11 protein-coding genes and 3 pseudogenes are annotated in these 18,098 nt (G+C 39.5%); 6 read left to right on the top strand and 8 right to left on the bottom strand.

Annotated features, from left to right (window positions below; all coding sequences use genetic code 11):
• Positions 1 to 50: 50 nt before the first annotated feature.
• On the top strand, positions 51 to 1,730 hold the full coding sequence (locus CZ225_RS15540) for a GH39 family glycosyl hydrolase (RefSeq protein ID WP_077154656.1): 1,680 nt from the start codon (positions 51 to 53) through the stop codon (positions 1,728 to 1,730).
• A 28-nt stretch (positions 1,731 to 1,758) separates the two neighbouring features.
• On the opposite strand, the gene CZ225_RS15535 is transcribed toward CZ225_RS15540, so the two are convergent.
• From CZ225_RS15535 to CZ225_RS15500, 8 genes and pseudogenes are all read right to left on the bottom strand, one after another.
• Positions 1,759 to 4,665, bottom strand: coding sequence for a golvesin C-terminal-like domain-containing protein (locus CZ225_RS15535; protein ID WP_077155852.1), 2,907 nt, complete (start codon positions 4,663 to 4,665; stop codon positions 1,759 to 1,761).
• A 177-nt stretch (positions 4,666 to 4,842) separates the two neighbouring features.
• Positions 4,843 to 6,834 carry a glucosamine-6-phosphate deaminase gene (locus CZ225_RS15530; RefSeq protein ID WP_073349684.1) on the bottom strand — a complete coding sequence of 664 codons (1,992 nt, stop codon included), beginning with the start codon at positions 6,832 to 6,834 and terminating at the stop codon, positions 4,843 to 4,845.
• A gap of 149 nt (positions 6,835 to 6,983) precedes the next feature.
• The gene (locus CZ225_RS15525; protein WP_077154655.1) at positions 6,984 to 7,760 is read right to left on the bottom strand and encodes an amidohydrolase; all 777 of its coding nucleotides are present in this window, start codon (positions 7,758 to 7,760) and stop codon (positions 6,984 to 6,986) included.
• A 47-nt stretch (positions 7,761 to 7,807) separates the two neighbouring features.
• A complete protein-coding gene (locus CZ225_RS15520) occupies positions 7,808 to 8,362 on the bottom strand; it encodes a 1-acyl-sn-glycerol-3-phosphate acyltransferase (RefSeq protein ID WP_077154654.1) in 555 nt (184 codons plus the stop codon).
• An 8-nt stretch (positions 8,363 to 8,370) separates the two neighbouring features.
• Positions 8,371 to 8,640, bottom strand: coding sequence for a hypothetical protein (locus CZ225_RS15515; protein WP_077154653.1), 270 nt, complete (start codon positions 8,638 to 8,640; stop codon positions 8,371 to 8,373).
• A gap of 337 nt (positions 8,641 to 8,977) precedes the next feature.
• Positions 8,978 to 9,388, bottom strand: a pseudogene (locus CZ225_RS15510) (HU family DNA-binding protein); the annotation flags it as partial.
• Between the two features lie 292 nt (positions 9,389 to 9,680).
• Complete coding sequence (locus tag CZ225_RS15505; protein ID WP_083714655.1) at positions 9,681 to 9,830, bottom strand: transposase family protein; 150 nt, start codon at positions 9,828 to 9,830, stop codon at positions 9,681 to 9,683.
• Between the two features lie 170 nt (positions 9,831 to 10,000).
• Positions 10,001 to 10,652: pseudogene (locus CZ225_RS15500) on the bottom strand (helix-turn-helix domain-containing protein); the annotation flags it as partial.
• Here CZ225_RS15500 and CZ225_RS24410 point away from each other — a divergent pair.
• The 5 genes and pseudogenes from CZ225_RS24410 to CZ225_RS15475 form a co-directional block, all read left to right on the top strand.
• Positions 10,630 to 10,755: pseudogene (locus CZ225_RS24410) on the top strand (iron-containing alcohol dehydrogenase); the annotation flags it as partial. The pseudogenes CZ225_RS15500 and CZ225_RS24410 overlap by 23 nt on opposite strands.
• A 506-nt stretch (positions 10,756 to 11,261) precedes the next feature.
• Entirely contained in the window at positions 11,262 to 12,155 is an 894-nt protein-coding gene (locus CZ225_RS15490) for an ABC transporter ATP-binding protein (protein WP_077154650.1), read from the top strand.
• Between the two features lie 15 nt (positions 12,156 to 12,170).
• A complete protein-coding gene (locus CZ225_RS15485) occupies positions 12,171 to 15,479 on the top strand; it encodes a golvesin C-terminal-like domain-containing protein (RefSeq protein WP_077154649.1) in 3,309 nt (1,102 codons plus the stop codon).
• A gap of 22 nt (positions 15,480 to 15,501) precedes the next feature.
• Positions 15,502 to 16,998 carry a TolC family protein gene (locus CZ225_RS15480; RefSeq protein ID WP_077154648.1) on the top strand — a complete coding sequence of 499 codons (1,497 nt, stop codon included), beginning with the start codon at positions 15,502 to 15,504 and terminating at the stop codon, positions 16,996 to 16,998.
• A gap of 7 nt (positions 16,999 to 17,005) precedes the next feature.
• Positions 17,006 to 18,067, top strand: coding sequence for an efflux RND transporter periplasmic adaptor subunit (locus CZ225_RS15475; RefSeq protein ID WP_077154647.1), 1,062 nt, complete (start codon positions 17,006 to 17,008; stop codon positions 18,065 to 18,067).
• Positions 18,068 to 18,098 lie beyond the last annotated feature (31 nt).

Below are 18,098 nucleotides of genomic sequence, written 5' to 3'. Positions count from 1 at the left end.
GACCTTTTGAATTCATTATCTTTGTATAAACGATTTAAAAACACATTGCTATGTTGCCGAAAATCAAATCATTGATTCAACTCATTTTATTTCTGTTAATCGTAACTATTTCTCTAAAGGCACAGCCATCTCGTCTGGGTGCACAAACTGTGGAGTTTACTGTTTATGCGGCTGATAAAGGGAAAATGATTCCCAATATGGCTGATAACATCAATGTCTGGAACTATCGTCAAGAATGGATGGGACCGAGAGACAAAGAATATGCAGGTTATTTTCGGGAAAAACTGCCTTTCGTAAAGTATGTCCAGTTCATGATGGCAGCAGGAGGGAATGAGGAACGGGATCTGTTTAAGAAACCACTAGACAGAAGTGTGACAGACGATTACGATTTCACTCCGTTAATCGAAGCGTGTAGAAATGTAGTTGCCCAGGGATTGATTCCTCATCTGAAAATAGGAAATGTTCCGCTTAAATATTGCACTGAACCCAAAATCAGTCAATCATTCGGTGTAAATCTCCTTCCCCCGGATTCCTATGCAACGTGGCATAGATATGTGTATGAATTAGGAAATGCTTTAGTCCGTGAATTCGGGAAGAGTAAGGTACAGAACTGGCGTTTCGGCGTTCTCACTGAATACGAAAACAAAGACTGGTTTTCTGTAGGAGATGATCCGCTAGCCACTCGGACGGCATATTTTAAACTGTATGACTATACAGTGGATGCGTTGCAAAAGTCCGTTGGCAAAAATATATGTGTAGGTGGACATAGCATGACTGTATCGGATGGTTTGTGGGATGAACGTGACTTTATCACGCATTGTGCTCGGGGAAAAAACTACTGTACCGGAAAGAAGGGAACACGTCTTTGTTATCTCGCCTCTTCTTATTATGATCCCATTCCTGGTAAAACGGCAGAGAAAACACTGCCCGAATGTATCGATCATTTGAGGAAGCACGCCGAAAAAGAAGGACTGAAAAACCTGATTTATGGAATAGATGAAGGACGTATCTTGCAAGGTACGGATAGGAAAGATCTAGACCCCCGTGCTATTGGCAACACGTGGCAGGCAGCTTATGACGCCCGGATGTTTGAAACCATGATCGATTACGACATAGATTATTTCAGTCAATGGAAGTTCACCTCCGAAGGTATATGGGGTGGTGTACCTTCCGTGTCGCTTCATACGGCCAATTTATTCTACACTATCAGTGGGAACAAGCGTCTTCGTACAGAAAATATAACTTCTCAGCTAATGCCGCAACAGACAGAGGCTTCTAATACCGGATGTGTTGCTGCCATTGACAAACGGGGATGTAAACTCTTTCTGCTCTTCTATGCTTACTCCAATTCCGTGTTTGAACAAGGTGACCGTACTATCAGTTGCCGGATAAACGACCTTCCTCAAAATATTCGCCAAGTAGAAGTAACTTGTACGCTGATCAATGATGACTCTAACTTTTTCGACGAATGGGAACGTGATCAAAAAGAACAGGGGATGACGGATAATGATTTTGGATGGTCAAAAAGTAGTTATGTAACTACTATTCCAACGCTAAAAAGCCGAAAATATATAGATTATTTCAAAAGTCGAGAGACTTTCTATACTCAATGTGCTACACTGAAACAATCTCCTTCCTTTATCCTTCCTGTAGAGAACGGAAAGGGATTACTCACTTTCTCTATTCCTATACATGGAGTGGCATTGTATGAAATAGAAATAAAGAAGTGATTTGTAAAAGTGGTCTCGATGTATGCTTTTATTTCTGAGTGAAAAAGTTTAATATTCCCATCATAATACTCGCACGGTCAGTCTCCGATTGGATACTTTCAAATGGAAAACCTAACACGAAAGTCCGGTAATCTCCTTTGTAAGCAATACCTGCGCTCTGATTTCCGGGAGCATATACAAAAACCGGAAATGCAGGAGACAACGGTACTATACAATCGGGCGAAGATACGGCATAACTCTTCTCATTAGGTTGTCGGGGAATGGTGATGGTGCGGCTCAGCCCATTAATTTGCCCGGATGTTTGGTCTGTCAGACTCCCTTGAAAGCCATATTTTAGTATTTTCTCTGTAAATTCCCGATTCCCCTGTGTTCCGCTCATATCACTTCCTACATAAGCACCACTGACAAACAGATTACCTCCTGATTGACAGTAGCTTGTAATAGCTCGTTGCATCGGAGAAGAGAATGTTTTATAATAGGCTTTATCTGTCGGAGACTCTTTTTCAAGTCCCAGAATATAATCTACAATCGGATAATCTTCTAAAGATATGATACCATTCTCAACTGCTTCATCACTGCAGGAAACAAAGCTATACTTTCCTGCTGCTTGAATAGCCTTTCCATGAATAAAAGGATAATCAAACGTATTTCCAGCTATTTTCATCCCTTCCAACTCATTGCCGCTGTGCCCCAGACTACCGGGACCTTCTTTGCCTGCTTGTTTGCGATCGAATCCGATCTGTGCTCCACAGAAAGAGATATTATAGAGGTAAGGAACACCCGGATCTTGGTTTAAATCAAAGCCCGCTTCATCGGGAGTATTGACAATAGCCGGACCGCTGATTCTGTCGAATCCATTGACAATCAATATTCTTTCACGTTCACGTTTAGCTTTGTAAGCTGATAAGATCTCAGAAGGAAAACTCTCGCCGCCTTTATTTACAGCTGTTACCTTGAACGAATATACGAGTCCCGGTTCTATTTTCATTGTGTAGGACGGCTTGCTGACTAACGTTCCGTTGTCAAAACCTCCGTATCCGATACGTGTGTAAACGATATAATCTTTAGGACGAGCTGTTGGTTCCTGAGGATCGTATTCTCCTTTCCAAGAGAGTTCCAATGTGTTTTTCTTTTTTCCAAAACGGACTGCAAAGTTACTTACAGGTAGGGGTTGCACTACGTATTCGTTGCCATGTTGGCTGCTCAGGAATTGTAGTACACCTTTATAAATGGCACGTCCCACTGTGAACTTGAAATTCGGATCATGTCCTAATTGTAGATCTGCAAAGTTTTGATGGGAGAGCAGTTCGATAATAGTAGACGGATTGGCAGGAAGTCGTGTTTCACTGTAGTTACGGTTCCACATACTACGGCGTGTCCATGGAAGATTGTAATTGGCATGAATATCTTTTTGAATCTGAGTCAGCAAGATATCTGCTAAGTCACGTGAAGCATATCTATCCACACCATTATTTAGCTTCCCATTATTAAAATCAGTTGTATAAATACCGAGAGAGCCAATAATTTCATCTGTTTTACTGCATCCGGCATCGCTATGTAGTGCCATTGTCATTTCCAAAGGAACACCCAGCCCCTGCTGACTTGGATTGTAGACAGAACCTCCTGAAAGATAGTTGATTGTATTAGAACGTACGTTGATGTCATCCGAATAATCATTCTTTCCTTTGTATCCGGCATAAACATCATAAGGCATTCCTGCCCACTGCGCTGAATATCGTGCTCCTTCCAGATAACGGGGAAGACCGCTAATACTTCCTCCACGAGAGATATTCCCCATTCCCCCTCCGAAACGGACTGCATCGGCACAAACTACGCCATGTTCGTTACTCTCATTGCTGAGTATGACCATACCATAGTCGTTGTTGCCTTTATCAAAATCGAAAGTACCAAGATATACCCAAGTACCACCACCTATCTTTTGATTCACTTTAAATTCTGTGACTCCTCCATTATGAAATACAAGATATTTGGCATCACTCACACTGTTGGGTAATGTCTGGTATGAGACATACACTGCATATTTCCCTGTTTCCGGTAGGGTAGGAACCCATTCGGCAAATGCTTGGTCTTTATTTTTCTTTTTCTTCTTTTCTGTTTCGATCATTCGGCATGTCCCTGTGACAAAAGGGTTCTCCCCATCTTGATAAATAGCTTTCTTTTGTGCAAAGCCATTAACAGGTGCAGGTGTCCAGCGAGCTTTTTTACTTCCAACTTCCAGATAGAGAGAAGCGTTGGGGGTATCATTATCTACAATGATCTCATTCTTTTGTGTATCCCGTTCGCGGGGAGTATAAACAATGGCTCCGGCATTTTCTAACATCGGGATGACATAAGGAAGAATGAAAGACTGTGTGAATTGGTCCTCCGTCGTGCAGAACAATCGGGGGCGTTGCCACCCCCATTCACCTTTGTCGTTTTTGAAATAACTTCCATGACTTTGCCATAATCCAATATGCCGGTCTTGCAGTCCGCGGGAGATCTCGTAAGGACGTGAGTCGTTTTTCACCCAGGGAGCGCCTTTGTATTCAATGTCCAGAGACATCCGCCCTTTATCTTTCTTCTTACGGTAAAGATTAGGAACTAACTCTTCAATCGGCTTACCATCGGCATAAATTGTGATTTTATAATAATGTACGGGACCGGGCAGAAGTGCTATCACCTGATTATATATTAATTCTACGGCTTCAGGTGTAAATGGTTGATAGGCAAAACTTTCTGAAACATAGATATTCATTGTCTTGTGATCGTAGTCGATATCAAAACTATTCAGTTGGGGAGTACTGATTTTCGTTGTAGTGGTGTATGTATTGAAATAATTTGTAAGCCGCTCTTTTACATTTCTTTCAATGTCCTGCGCAAAAAGGAAATTTACACCCATTGTCAGGCATAAGACAAGTACTATTATTTTTTTCATCATTCAATTTTTAGGTTCTCACTATAGCTATCTTCATTAGACTCTGAATCCATTTCTTGGATTTACACTGAATAGTTTAATCAGTGCTAATCCATAGTGAACTTCTCTGCAAAAATAAACAAAAAAAGAGTGAGAAGTATGGAACTCCTCACTCTTCTATTTTTTTAATACATCTTATTATAGTGGAATGTATTCAACAAATGCTTCCATAGCTTCGTAGGAAGCCAATCCTAAACGGTCATACAAAGTAGCTGTACCACGGTTACGGTCTTCACTACGTTGCCAGAACAGACGTTCGTCATTACCAAGGAATGGAGCACTTTCCATTTGCGACTGGTGTTTCAGGATAGAATTACGTTTTGCGCGAAGTTCTTCCGGACTGATAGGCACAGCCATTTCAATGTTTTCAATTTCCCATTCAGCCCAAGCACCACGATACATCCAGATACGACAGTCTTTCAACCATTTGGCATTCTCTTCTTTTTCAAGATCGATAGCTGCAAGTACAGCGTCCGTACACACACGATGAGTTCCATGCGGATCGGCTAAGTCGCCTGCTACGAAGATCTGATGAGGCTTTACCTCACGCAACAGATTGCGTACAATTTCTACGTCTGCCTCACTAATCGGATTCTTTTGAATCTTACCGGTTTCGTAAAATGGCAAATCCAGGAAGTGGCAACGATCCAACGGGATATTATTGTAAGAACAAGCGGTACGTGCTTCGCCACGACGAATCAGCCCTTTGATAGTCAAGATATCCCGGCTGTCTATATCCCCGTCTTTTTTCTCTTTCAAGAATTTGCGGATTTCTATATATTTTTCATTAATAACCTGATCTTCGCTATTATTGAAAATCTGGTTGAATCCATTGATGAAGTGAAGGAAACGAACAACTTCTTCGTCGCCTACTGCAATGTTACCCGAAGTTTCATAAGCAATATGTACCTCATGTTTTTGTTCAACCAAACGGCGTATGGTTCCTCCCATGGAGATAACGTCGTCATCAGGGTGCGGAGAGAAAACAACAACGCGCTTTGGAAATGGTTTTGCACGTTCCGGACGATAGGTGTCGTCAGCATTCGGCTTACCACCCGGCCACCCAGTGATAGTATGTTGCAGATCGTTGAATATCTTGATATTTACATTGTAGGCAGAACCGAAGAGAGCCAGAAGTTCACTCAGACCGTTTTCATTGTAATCTTTGTTAGTCAGTTTTAGAATCGGCTTTCCTGTCAGTTGGCATAACCATACAATCGCACTACGAATAAGTTTATCATTCCATTCGCAAGAAGTCACTAACCATGGACGTTGGATACGTGTCAGGTTCATGGCGGCCGAAAGGTCGATAGCTACATGTGCATTGTTGTGAGTCTGAAGATAAGATGCCGGAATGGTATCGGTGATAGTGCCTTCCACGCATTCTTTTATCATTGCGGCTTTATCTTCACCCCATGCCAACAGGAATATTTTCTTTGCACCGAGAATGGTTGATACACCCATCGTGATGGAACTGATTGGGGTATTTTCCATCGTTCCGAAAATTTTGGATGCTTCGTTGCGTGACGCATTATCCAACAAGATCAAACGAGTATTGGAGTTCAGACGTGAACCCGGTTCGTTGAATGCGATGTTACCAACACGACCGATACCTAATAATGCAATATCAATGCCTCCGAAACTTTCGATTCGTTGTTCGTACAAGCGGCAATATTCAAAGATAGTGTCTTTGGCAATAGTGCCGTCTGGGGAGAATATATTCTGTTTATCGATATCCACATGATCCAGCAGCATTTCCTTCAAAGCGTTAAGGTTGCTATTGATCGCATCAGTAGTTAATGGATAATATTCGTACATATTAAACACAATAACATTGCGGAAGCTAAGACCTTCTTCTTTGTGCATACGGATAAGTTCCGAATAAACGTGGCTGGGGGAATTACCTCCGGGGAGTGCCAAAACGCAGAAGCGTCCGGCTTTTTGTTTTTCGCGGATAGTTTGTGCAATTTCACAAGCAATGTAGTTGGCACCTTCCTCTACAGATTCATAAATATCTGTGGGGATTTTCTCGAGTCTTGTCAATACTGATTTTTCAAATGCATTCTCCGGTCTGTAGTATCTGGGGGAGACCCGATGGAGAGTGATTTGAGAACTAAGATTTGTTTTCATAAAGTTGTTAATTAAGTTATGTAAGATTAAAGTCCTTACGAGTGTATTTTTCTAACGACAAAGATACAAAAGAAGTCTATATAATTAACTACCAACTTTTAGGTATTGTTGCTGTAATAATTCGTTTTTAACATTTGTTTTATTAAGATTCATAGTTGGAACAAGTCTGCATCTTTCCAGACTGGAAATTTTTCTCTGAATCTCTGAAGAGTTGTTAGATTGATGGTAACGGTAGTGCTGTCGTCCTGTCCGTCAGGAAGCGAAGTAATTTCTTCACCAAGAGCTGAATAAACGACACTGCCTCCATTATAATGAAGATGATATCCGTCTGTACCTATTCTATTGACACCGCATACATAACATTGATTTTCCAATGCCCGCGCACGCAGCAATACATCCCAAGCCAGACGACGGGGGATCGGCCAGTTTGCTACATATATCAGTAAATCGTATTCGTTGTTCACATTCCGGCTCCATACCGGGAAACGTAAGTCATAACATACAAGCAGACAGATATTCCATCCTAAATAAGGAATTATAAGTCGTTTATTTCCGGCGGAAAAATGCTCACTCTCTTGTCCCATACGGAATAAATGGTGCTTATCATAATAATATTCTTCTCCTTCGGGAGTAAGAAAAAAAGCCCGGTTGTAAAAGTGTCCTTTGTCTTCTGCTATATAACTGCCGCAGATAGCTACCTGATATAGAGAGGCCCATTGTTTGAGGCTAATTATAGTAGTACCGGTAATAGGCTCAGCCAGAAGCTCGCTTTGCATGCTGAATCCTGTGGAAAACATCTCCGGTAAAACAACAATCTCCGTTGTTCCACAGAGACTTTGCAGTTTCTCGTGGAGCAAACGGAGATTTTCCTCTTTATTTTCCCAAACGATAGTGGTTTGTATGATAGAAATTCGAATGGAATCCATGCCATTGGTTTATTAGTAATTTCCCTTCAAAATCTTCCATGGCGAAATTATATCTCTCCAAGTGCAAAATTCTCAGGATGTTTCCCTTTGAAATCTTTGAAATAGAGTTTAATTTCCCGCATATCTTTATTAATATCACCTGAAGGCATAATTGCTTTTGTTGCTGAAATCGTCTTCGTCTCATAATCAATGCCAATCAGTACGATAGGAACTTGTGCTTTGAGAGCGATATAATAAAATCCTTTTTTCCAATTCGGATTTGCCTTACGAGTCCCTTCGGGGGTAATAGCCAAATGAAACTTTTTGCTTTCGGCAAAACGTTTTGCCATTTGGTCTACCAATGAAGTCTTTCGTCCCCGGTCTACAGGAATCCCGCCTACTGCCTTAAAAAGAAGCCCTAACGGGAAAAAGAACCATTCTTTTTTCATCATAAAACTAGTTTTACGGCCAAGAGCTCCATAAAACAGTTTTCCAATAAATAAATCCAAGTTCGTTGTGTGTGGGGCGGCGCAGATTACACATTTATCATAATTAGGTACCGTAACGTTTGTCTTCCAGCCTAAAAGGCGGTAATAGATAAAGCTATAAATGGCTTTCTTCATTCTGTCTTTTAGTTCAATTTTCCGATAGCGTCAATAATCTCGTCTATTTTTGCATTAAAGTCTGCTCTGAATTTCTTGTAAAAACCTTTCACATTTCCCGGTTCGGTATGACTGATGCGGCTGATAAATTCATCCTGCATTTTCAGAATATCTGCCATCACCTCGTCGGCCTTAGCTTTATCAGTACCAGGGATAAACATACTGTTGACCAGACACTCAGTGAATAATTCTCCAGCGATATAATTTACGTTTTTCTTGAGCTCTCTTCTACTTGCCATAATATTTACATTTAGTAGTGAATAATAGAAAATAATTTGTGTAAAGATAGAGACTTTCTTTGATTCTGACGAATAAATAAAGCAAAATGTTCAAAATGCCATTCAACTCTTCACCTTCTTCCTGTATCCTTTATATATAGGTAGAGAGCGGGTGAAGGGTTATCCCTTCATCTGTATTTTATGGCTGCGGACACTCTGTAATTACTTGGTACCGGTGTGTAAATGGGGGGGTAGTACCTAAATTTTGGAGCTTCTTTTCTGCAATCAGTCTTTTGATATGCCGGTATGCCGTAATTTGTGTCATCCTAAACTATATTTAGATGAATTGTCTGCATGGGATGCTGTTTTTTTTCGGTCGGATAGGGGATTCTCCGCGTTGCAGTCTCATTTTATCGCTCACTTCTTTCTTGAATGAGTGACTTGCACGAAGATGAATGTTTTTCATCTTGACGGAAGTGGACCGGACTTCTTTCTTGTCATTGACGGGAGGACATTGCAATGAGGTGGTTAGAAAACCGAAGTTACCCATCTCTACTGTCCAGCCTTCGGCTAGTAAGTCGCGTGCTTCGTTGGAAAAGGCTTCCATAGCACCTGTTAATAGACTGCGGCTGATACCGGTGAATTTGTGTACACGGTCCAGAAACTCTTCTTTGTCTACGGTTCCTTTGGAGACAATGCGGGCGTGTAGCGATTGTTTTTCTCCATTTTCAATAGGGGGATTCTCGAATAAATCATATAAAGCACTCATATTCTAATATTAAGGGATTTGATTGTTAATATTGGTTCGTTCTACCTAGGTTATCGTTTCGTTCCACCTGGGTGTCCGTTTCGTTCTACCTGGGTATTCCTTTCGTTCTACCTAGGTGGAACGAATCGGCTTTCGTTACAAAAGTAGATAATCTATGCTGTGGGTGGGTGCTTTAACGATTGGATTCATACCTTCTTCATCCGTAGGAATATCCATATGATTAAATCTATTCCGAGAAATAATCTGACGTTATACGATAGTTTTCTGTGGAGAGTAAGAATTTCTATGAATTTTATGCGGAACAGATGTGTGTTTCATTCCAGCCTTCACTGCCACAAATAACAGCGCATAAAGCTATATAAACGATTACCTCCAATGAGTGTTCTTTATTTCGGTCAATACGGGGATCTTCCATTTGTTTACAAAGGCTAATGAAATTCATTTTAGGGTTTATTTATATGTAAATATACAAATAAATAATGAATGATAAAAATAATATATGACTAATAATGAAATAACTAATATATGTAATTAGTTTATAATATTATACTATAATATACATAAATATAATGCGTTTACCCTGCCTCCTTTGTGTTTTTAGAGATACTTTTATTACGAAATTCCAATATTTTGTGCCCGATACTCTTTAGGTGTATCCTACTTGCTTCTTGAAGAAACGCAGAAAATGCTGCGGATATTGAAAGCCTAACATATCAGAAATTTGTTTTGTATTCAGGTTCGGGTCAAGAATAGCATCTTTGGCTATCTCTATCATTTTAAGTTGTATATATTCTTGTGCTGTCTTCCCCGTTTCCTGCTTCACCAAATCTCCGAAATAATTGGGCGAAAGACAAATCTTGTCAGCAAAATACTTTACGGTCGGGATTCCTTCCCTTGTTGCCGTCCCTGAATAGAGATAATCATCCAACAGCCGCTCGAAACGTGCCAACGCATCGTGATTCATGTCCTCACGCGTGATGAACTGCCTCTCGTAGAAACGCATGCAATAGTTGAGCAGCACCTCGATGTTGGAAACAATCAGCGACTTGGAAAATTTGTCGATGGGATGCTGTAACTCACGGACAATCTTCTCCATGTAATCTTGGAGGATGATTCGTTCCTCCGTCGAAAGATGCAATGCCTCGTTGGATGCGTAGGAGAAAAACGAGTATTGCTTCATCTTCTTGAGAAACAGCGCATAAAATCCCAGCGTCATCCGGTGGTAGGCCGGTTGCGGCACGATTCCTACCCGCATTCTTTTCGGGACAGGACAGTTGAACAACCTTCATGTGCAACCCATGCCGGGCAAGCGGGCATTGATCGTCATTTCCAACGGCAAGTCCACACGCGACAACGGCTATTATGCAGTTGTTTTACGAATGGTTACACCGGCAAGGTGCTGATGGGAGTGTGATACAGAACTTACACAACATGGTGTTCTATCTGAATGGGAGCGCGTCCGGAGACGAATGGCTGCATAAGCAATTAATATATTCGTCGACAACTGAAACTGTTGCAGACTGGATGCGGGTCGTGCAGTTTGCCCGGAATGCCCGGCAGTCGCTGTATCTTTCGGAAATCTCGCTGGTGGGCAATTTGTTCGCCATTCTATCAGTGGTTGTGTCCGTCGCCTTCTAATTACGAACGGGTGATTGGTAAACCGAATCTTTGCACAAAGATTAAAAAAAATCAAAAACGTTTCGGAATTCTATTTCGGACATTAGTGTTTGTGAATATGAAATTGAGTGCAAAACCAAAGAACTTGAAAGGTTATTGTATTATTAATGTATGTTAATCATCGTGTTTGTTGCCTGTATTATGTAAATAAAGTCTATCTTTAGCGGTCATTACAACATAGGACAAAAAACACGTCATGAGTATTACTATTAAAAACCTCAATAAAATATATCCTAACGGAAACCATGCATTGAAAGATGTGAATTTGGAAATCCCTTCAGGGATGTTCGGATTATTAGGACCTAACGGTGCCGGCAAATCGACTTTAATGCGTATCCTTGTAGCTCTCATGGAACCTACTTCCGGACAAGTTGAAATTTGTGGATATGATTTAATGAAAGACAGGAAAGAGATCCGTGGTATTTTAGGGTATCTTCCTCAGGATTTTCGTTTTTTTGCTAAATATAAGACGTATGAATTTCTGGATTATGCGGCACGCCTGTCCGGAATGACCCATAGCAGACAGAGAAAACAGGCTGTGGATGAAATGCTTGAGAATGTAGGATTGTTCGATGTCCGCGAACGATATGCCAATAAACTATCGGGAGGTATGAAACGACGCCTGGGAATTGCACAAGCATTGATACATCATCCTAAAGTTATCATCGTTGATGAGCCTACGACCGGACTTGACCCGGAAGAACGTATCCGTTTCCGTAACCTTCTTTCTGAAGTCAGTGAGAATGATGTGACTATTATCTTATCAACCCATATTGTAGGGGATATTTCAAGTACTTGTAATAATATGGCGTTGATGAATCGTGGACAAGTTTCTTTTAATGGTTCTCCGCAAGAAATGCTGAAGATAGCAGAGGGTAAGGTATGGAGGATTAAAGCTAAGGGGGACCAGTTGCATGAGATTGATAAAAAATATCCGGTAATTTCTACTATTCCATCGGGCACGGGATGGGAGGTACAGGTAGTTGCTGATAAAGTAGAAGGATATGAAGTGGAGCCGTTTCCTCCAAATTTGGAACATGCTTATGTGTATTATATGGAGAATAAATTAAACCTTTGGACAAACGACTAAACATGATATGCTGTTATGACTTTTATCTCTAATATACAATCAGTAGCAAAATATGAAAGCAAATTATTAATAAGAAGTTGGTTCTTTAGGGTGTTTACAGTGCTTGCTGTAAGTATCGTTGCTTTTTTAAATTTCGGGTTATTCGTGTCGGAAGATATGGGAAGGGTATGGATTGCTACGTCTATTCCGTCAAATATTCCATATTTAATCTTATTGTTATTAAATACAGGACAGGCTGTCATAGCTATCTTTTTGGCTTCTGATTTTTTGAAAAGGGACAAAAAGTTGGATACATCGGAAGTTTTTTATGTCCGTCCGTTAAGTAATGCTGAGTATGTTATTGGTAAGATTTGGGGAAACCTACGTGTGTTTCTGATCCTGAACTTGATTGTTATTGGTATTACGGCAGCATTTAATCTGACATCAGGAGAGGTGGATTGGATGTCTTACATCATTTATTTTCTGCTAATCAGTGTTCCTACTCTTATTTTTATTATTGGATTGTCTATTTTTCTAATGTTGGTTTTGAAAAACCAGGCACTAACGTTCGTAATATTATTAGGGTATATCGGATTGACTGTTTTCTATATTGAAGATAAGTTCTATTACCTTTTTGATTATATGGCTTATAGTCTTCCTTTGGTGAAATCTACTATTGTAGGATTTTCCAATTTGGGAGTAATTTTGAATCATCGGGCTATCTATTTATTTGCCGGATTGGCATTTGTCTTTTTTACAATATGTCTATTCCGCCGTTTGCCAAACTCTTCCCGGAGTAATATTTCATGGATGTTTCTTGCTTTCGGTGTAATTTTGTTAAGTTTTACATCGGGTTATTGGCATATACATTCCATTTTATATCAAAGTGATATACGGGCGGTGTATACCAATATCAATAATCAGTATGTGGCTACTCCAAAAATGGCTATATATCAATACGATCTTTCGGTAGAACAACACCCAGATAACTTCTCTTCGGAGGTTACAATGATAGGAACTGCCTTGGAATCTTCAAACGTATTTACGTTTTGTTTGAATCCCGGTTTAAACATTCATTCGGTTCATTCCGGAGAACACCCGCTTAAATTCAAACGTGACAAGCAAATTGTATTAGTGGATTTCGGAACCAATGTAGCAAAAGGAGATACAGTTTCTGTGACATTCGAATATGACGGACAAATAGACAAATCGTTTTGCTATTTGGATATTCCACCAGAAATGTTGCAGGCCCCTAGAAAGAGGTTTTTGTTTAATATAGATAAGCAATACTGTTTTCAGACAAATAATTATTTGTTACTGACACCTGAAACATATTGGTATCCTCGTGCAGGAACGAGTTATAGTGATAAAACTCCCGATTGGCAACAAACTTATTTTAGCAATTATAATTTAAAAGTTAAACCACTTCCAGGATTGGTCCCTCTATCTCAGGGTGAAGGAAAGAGTGATGAACAGGGAGTTTATACATTTAAGGGAGACTTTCCTTCTCAAACGATTTCATTGATTATAGGAAACTACCAGCAGAAAAGTGTCTATTCGGATAGTATCTTATGTAGCATTTGGCATTTAGAAGATCATGATTATTTCACAGCAGTTTTTGATTCCATCCAAGATACTATTCCTTGGCTTATACGTAATGTAAAAGAACAGTTAGAACGAGATTATAAATTGGAATATCCTTTCAAACGATTCTCTATTATAGAAGTACCAGTACAATTTGACAGTTATGAACGTGCGTGGTCGCAAGCGCAGGAAACTGTGCAACCGGAAATGATATTATTTCCTGAAAAAGGATCCTTATTAAATTTGGATGTTAAGAGGGAAGTAAAAGATCAAATTCGTTGGTCAAAACATGGAGACCGTGAAATTACTGTGGTAGAGGCACAGATGCGTACATTTAATAATTTTGCCTGGACTTTTATGCGAACAGAAGGCAATTACAACTTTTCATTAGGTAGTAGAGGACGAACCAATTTTTCAGCTGAGGCAAATCCTTATTTCCTTTTTCCGCAGATTTACAATTTTCGTTATAATATATTCTCATCGGAGTGGCCGGTGGCTAATCGCGTGATCGAATTATATTTGCAAAAAAAATCGGAGAATAGAGGATGGGAACGCGAGATTAATGGCATTAGTAATAATGAAAAGGCCATTTTATTGTTGGAGAAGCATACATTCAAAGAGCTGTTAGCTGATGTGGAGCTACGCGATTTGCAAAATAATATTGTTGGTCTTGAGGCAAGTCGTCTTTTTGCCGTGCCTGAAATAAATATAGGTGTAGAGGCTTTCAGAGATTCACTGTATTCGTTGTTGAAACGTAATACTTTTCTGAATATAAAATTTGAAAATATGCTTGATACATTGGGAAGTATAAGCAAAACGGATATTCGTTCATCTTTGAAAGAATGGGAAGAAACTACCCCTCTTCCTTTTTACTCTATTGGAACTCCGGAATTGACTAAAGTTGTGGATAGGGGTGGAGAGGATAAATTTGTATTAAGAATGATGATTAGTAATAACTCTGATTATGACGGAATTATTCATATCGAGATTCGTCAAAATAATTGGTGGAACCAGGCTTTAGACGATCCCAGAGCTAGTACGAAAGTAAGGATGCCTGCTCATACGAGCAAAGAGTTTGTGTCGGTTTGGGAAGAACAAATCCGTAATGTTGAAATCAATACGATGGTCTCTGGAAATCTTCCAAATGTAATTGAACAGTCTATTGGTAATTTCAAACAGGAAAAAAATAAATTAGTTAAAGATAGTATCTATGTATTACCGGAATCTTCATTTGATTTGCCGGGAGAAGTCATTGTGGATAATGAGGATTCTACACTTTTCGTTCTTTCCACTCCTGCGGTTGTAGGACTTTTACCAAAATGGTTAGATGAAGTGGAGGATACTTCCTTTAAATATGCCGGTGTGCCTCCGTGGCGTCCGCCTTTGCAATGGACGGCTACTACCAATGCAGGATATTATGGAAAATATATTCGATCAGCATATGTGATTAAGAGTGGGGATGGTAGTCAGACTGCTACATGGAAAGTTCCTGTACCGGAATCTGGCCAGTATGATTTGTTTTACCATGTATATAAAGATAATGAATTGCGATGGAACAATCGTGCACGAGGGGAATATCACTTTAAAGTGATGTACGACGATGATGTGGAAGATGCTTATATTAACATGAGAAAAGCTAATGAAGGATGGGAGCAAGTCGGGACTTACTTCTTTAATTCCGATACGATTCGTGTCGTGCTGACAGATGAATGTAAATTGAGATCTGTTACAGCCGATGCGGTTAAAATAGTGAAACGATAATCATTAAAAAACAGCAAACTATATGCAAAGTGACTTACAACTATTAAAAAGGATGCTATTGACAGTCGTAGCCTTTATGGGACTTACCTTGTCTTCGCAAGGACAAATACCATTAACGATTGATAAGGCAATGGATATTGCGCAAGAGAATAGTCCTTCTCTACGTAGTTCTTACATGAATTTGGAGAGATATAAACAGAATTTGTTGGCACAGAAGGCTTCTTTAAAATCACGGTTTTCATTGGATTTGAATCCGATGGATTATAGTAAGGACAGATCCTTTGACTCTTTTAATTCTAGTTGGTATACCGGAGAAACATTTAATACAAGTGGAACCTTCCGGGTGGAGCAACCTATTTTATGGACCGACGGTACCGTTTCTTTAATTAATACCTTTGGGTGGCAGAAAAATAACTCAATCTCGGGTGATGATGAGAGAAACAGCCAAGTATTCAATAATAATCTTCGTCTTCAATTAACCCAACCTATTTTCACTTACAACAAACGAAAAATGGAATTGAAGCAAATAGAGTATGATTATGAAAATGCCAATATCAGTTATGCTTTGCAACGTCTGAATACGGAGAAAAGTATTACTGATCAGTTTTATGCTGTTTATATGGCGCAAAGTAATCTGGAAATTAGTCGTGAAGAATTGGTCAATGTCCAGCAGAGTTATGAAATAAAGAAAAATAAAGTAGAAGCTGACTTAGCTGCCAAAGATGAACTCTATCAAGCTGAATTGAATCTCGCCACAGCACGTTCGTCTGTAGACGAAAGAATGGTTAATCTGGAGAATGCAAAAGACAGGCTCAAACAGACACTGGGAATGAATCTGGATGAAGATATCCTTGTGTTTGCTGAAGTCGATATTAAACCGATCCAAGTGGATTTAGAGCAAGCTATTACGCATGGACTTGGGTCACGTCTTGAACTTCGTCAGCGTGAAATTAAAACTAAGGAACTGGAATTTGATATGATTAAGACAAAGGCCATGAATGAATTTAAAGGAGATGTGTCTTTATCTTTCGGATTGACCGGTGATAATAAGAATTTGAATAAGATGTTTGATAATCCGACACAAAATCCACGTATCTCAGTCAGTTTTTCTGTTCCTATCTTTGATTGGGGGGAAAAAAGAGCTAGAATCAAAGCGCAACAAATAGCACAGCAGATAAATGAGCTTGAATTTCATGAAGAGAAAGTGGATATTGAACTGAATATCCGTCAAGTATGGCGTAGTCTTGAGAATCTAAGGACACAGATTAAGATTGCTGAGCAGAATGTGAAGAACGCTCAATTGACATATGATTTGAATCAAACTCGTTATCGGGAGGGCGATATTACCGGTATGGAAATGAGTCAATTCCAAACTCAGCTTTCAAATCAAAAAATCGCTTATACGCAATCATTGATTAATTACAGAATAGAATTACTTAACCTCAAAATTCTTTCATTATATGACTTTGATACAAATAGTCCTATTGTTCCAATGAAAGATATGATCGATAAAAAATAAGCATGCCATGAAACAGTATCACATTTTAATTGCATCTACTTTATTAGTAACTATATCATTAATGAGCTGTGGCCAAAGACCGCAAAATGCACCTAATGACATTGCTACTCCTGTATCTGTAATCGAACTTAAAAAAGGATCGATCAGTAAATTAATAAATACAACTGGGACTGTACAGCCTACTTATGGGGTGTCTTTGAACTCAGAAATGAGTGGGAGTTATAAACTTCAGAACAATCCGAGAACTGGAAAACCCTTTAAAATGGGAGACCGGGTAAGTAAAGGACAACTGATTATTAAATTGGAAGATAGAGAGTATGAAAATGGAATTGCTATTGATGCTAAAAAGTTAAGTCTTGAGATTGCAGAGCAAGAGCAAACCAAGCAGAAGGCTCTTTATGAAAAGGGGGGAGTAACTGTGGGGGAAATGCGGAATTCAGAAGTAAAAGTGACCAGTGCTCGCTATGATTATGATAATGCTCAGCTTAATCTGGAAAAGATGAAAGTAATAGCTCCATTTGATGGAGTTATTGTTGATTTACCTCATTATACATCCGACAGTAAAGTCGAGCAAGGTAAACCAATGGTAAGTCTGATGGCTTATGACAAGATGTACATGGATATTAATTTGCCGGAAAGCAGTATTCGTTATGTCAAGGAATCACAACCGGTGTATATCACTCATTACACTATACCTGGTGACACATTGAGAGGGAAAATCAGCGAATTATCCCCGGCAATCAGTACAGAGACGCGTACTTTTAAGGGAAAAGTCCTGATTGATAATGATCAGCTGAAACTGCGACCGGGGATGTTTGCCAAAGCAGACATTGTGGTGGATAGAGCTGATAGTTCTATTATTATTTCCAAAGACGTCATTTTGTCTAATCGTCGTCGTAAATATGTATATGTAGTTGAAAAGAATACTGCAAAGATACGTAATCTGGAAACCGGTTTGGAGGATGAATATAACATTGAAGTTTTGTCCGGTCTTAATGTGAACGATAATCTGGTAGTGAGAGGTTTTGAGACATTGAAAGAAGACGCAAAAGTGAAAATCCAAAAGTAATTTGTTAGTCTGATGAACAAACACACCTCTC

Source organism: Bacteroides bouchesdurhonensis (assembly GCF_900155865.1).
GTDB lineage: Bacteria > Bacteroidota > Bacteroidia > Bacteroidales > Bacteroidaceae > Bacteroides > Bacteroides bouchesdurhonensis.
Note: the sequence above shows the minus strand (reverse complement) of the source record. Positions and strands in the feature narration are given on the sequence as shown.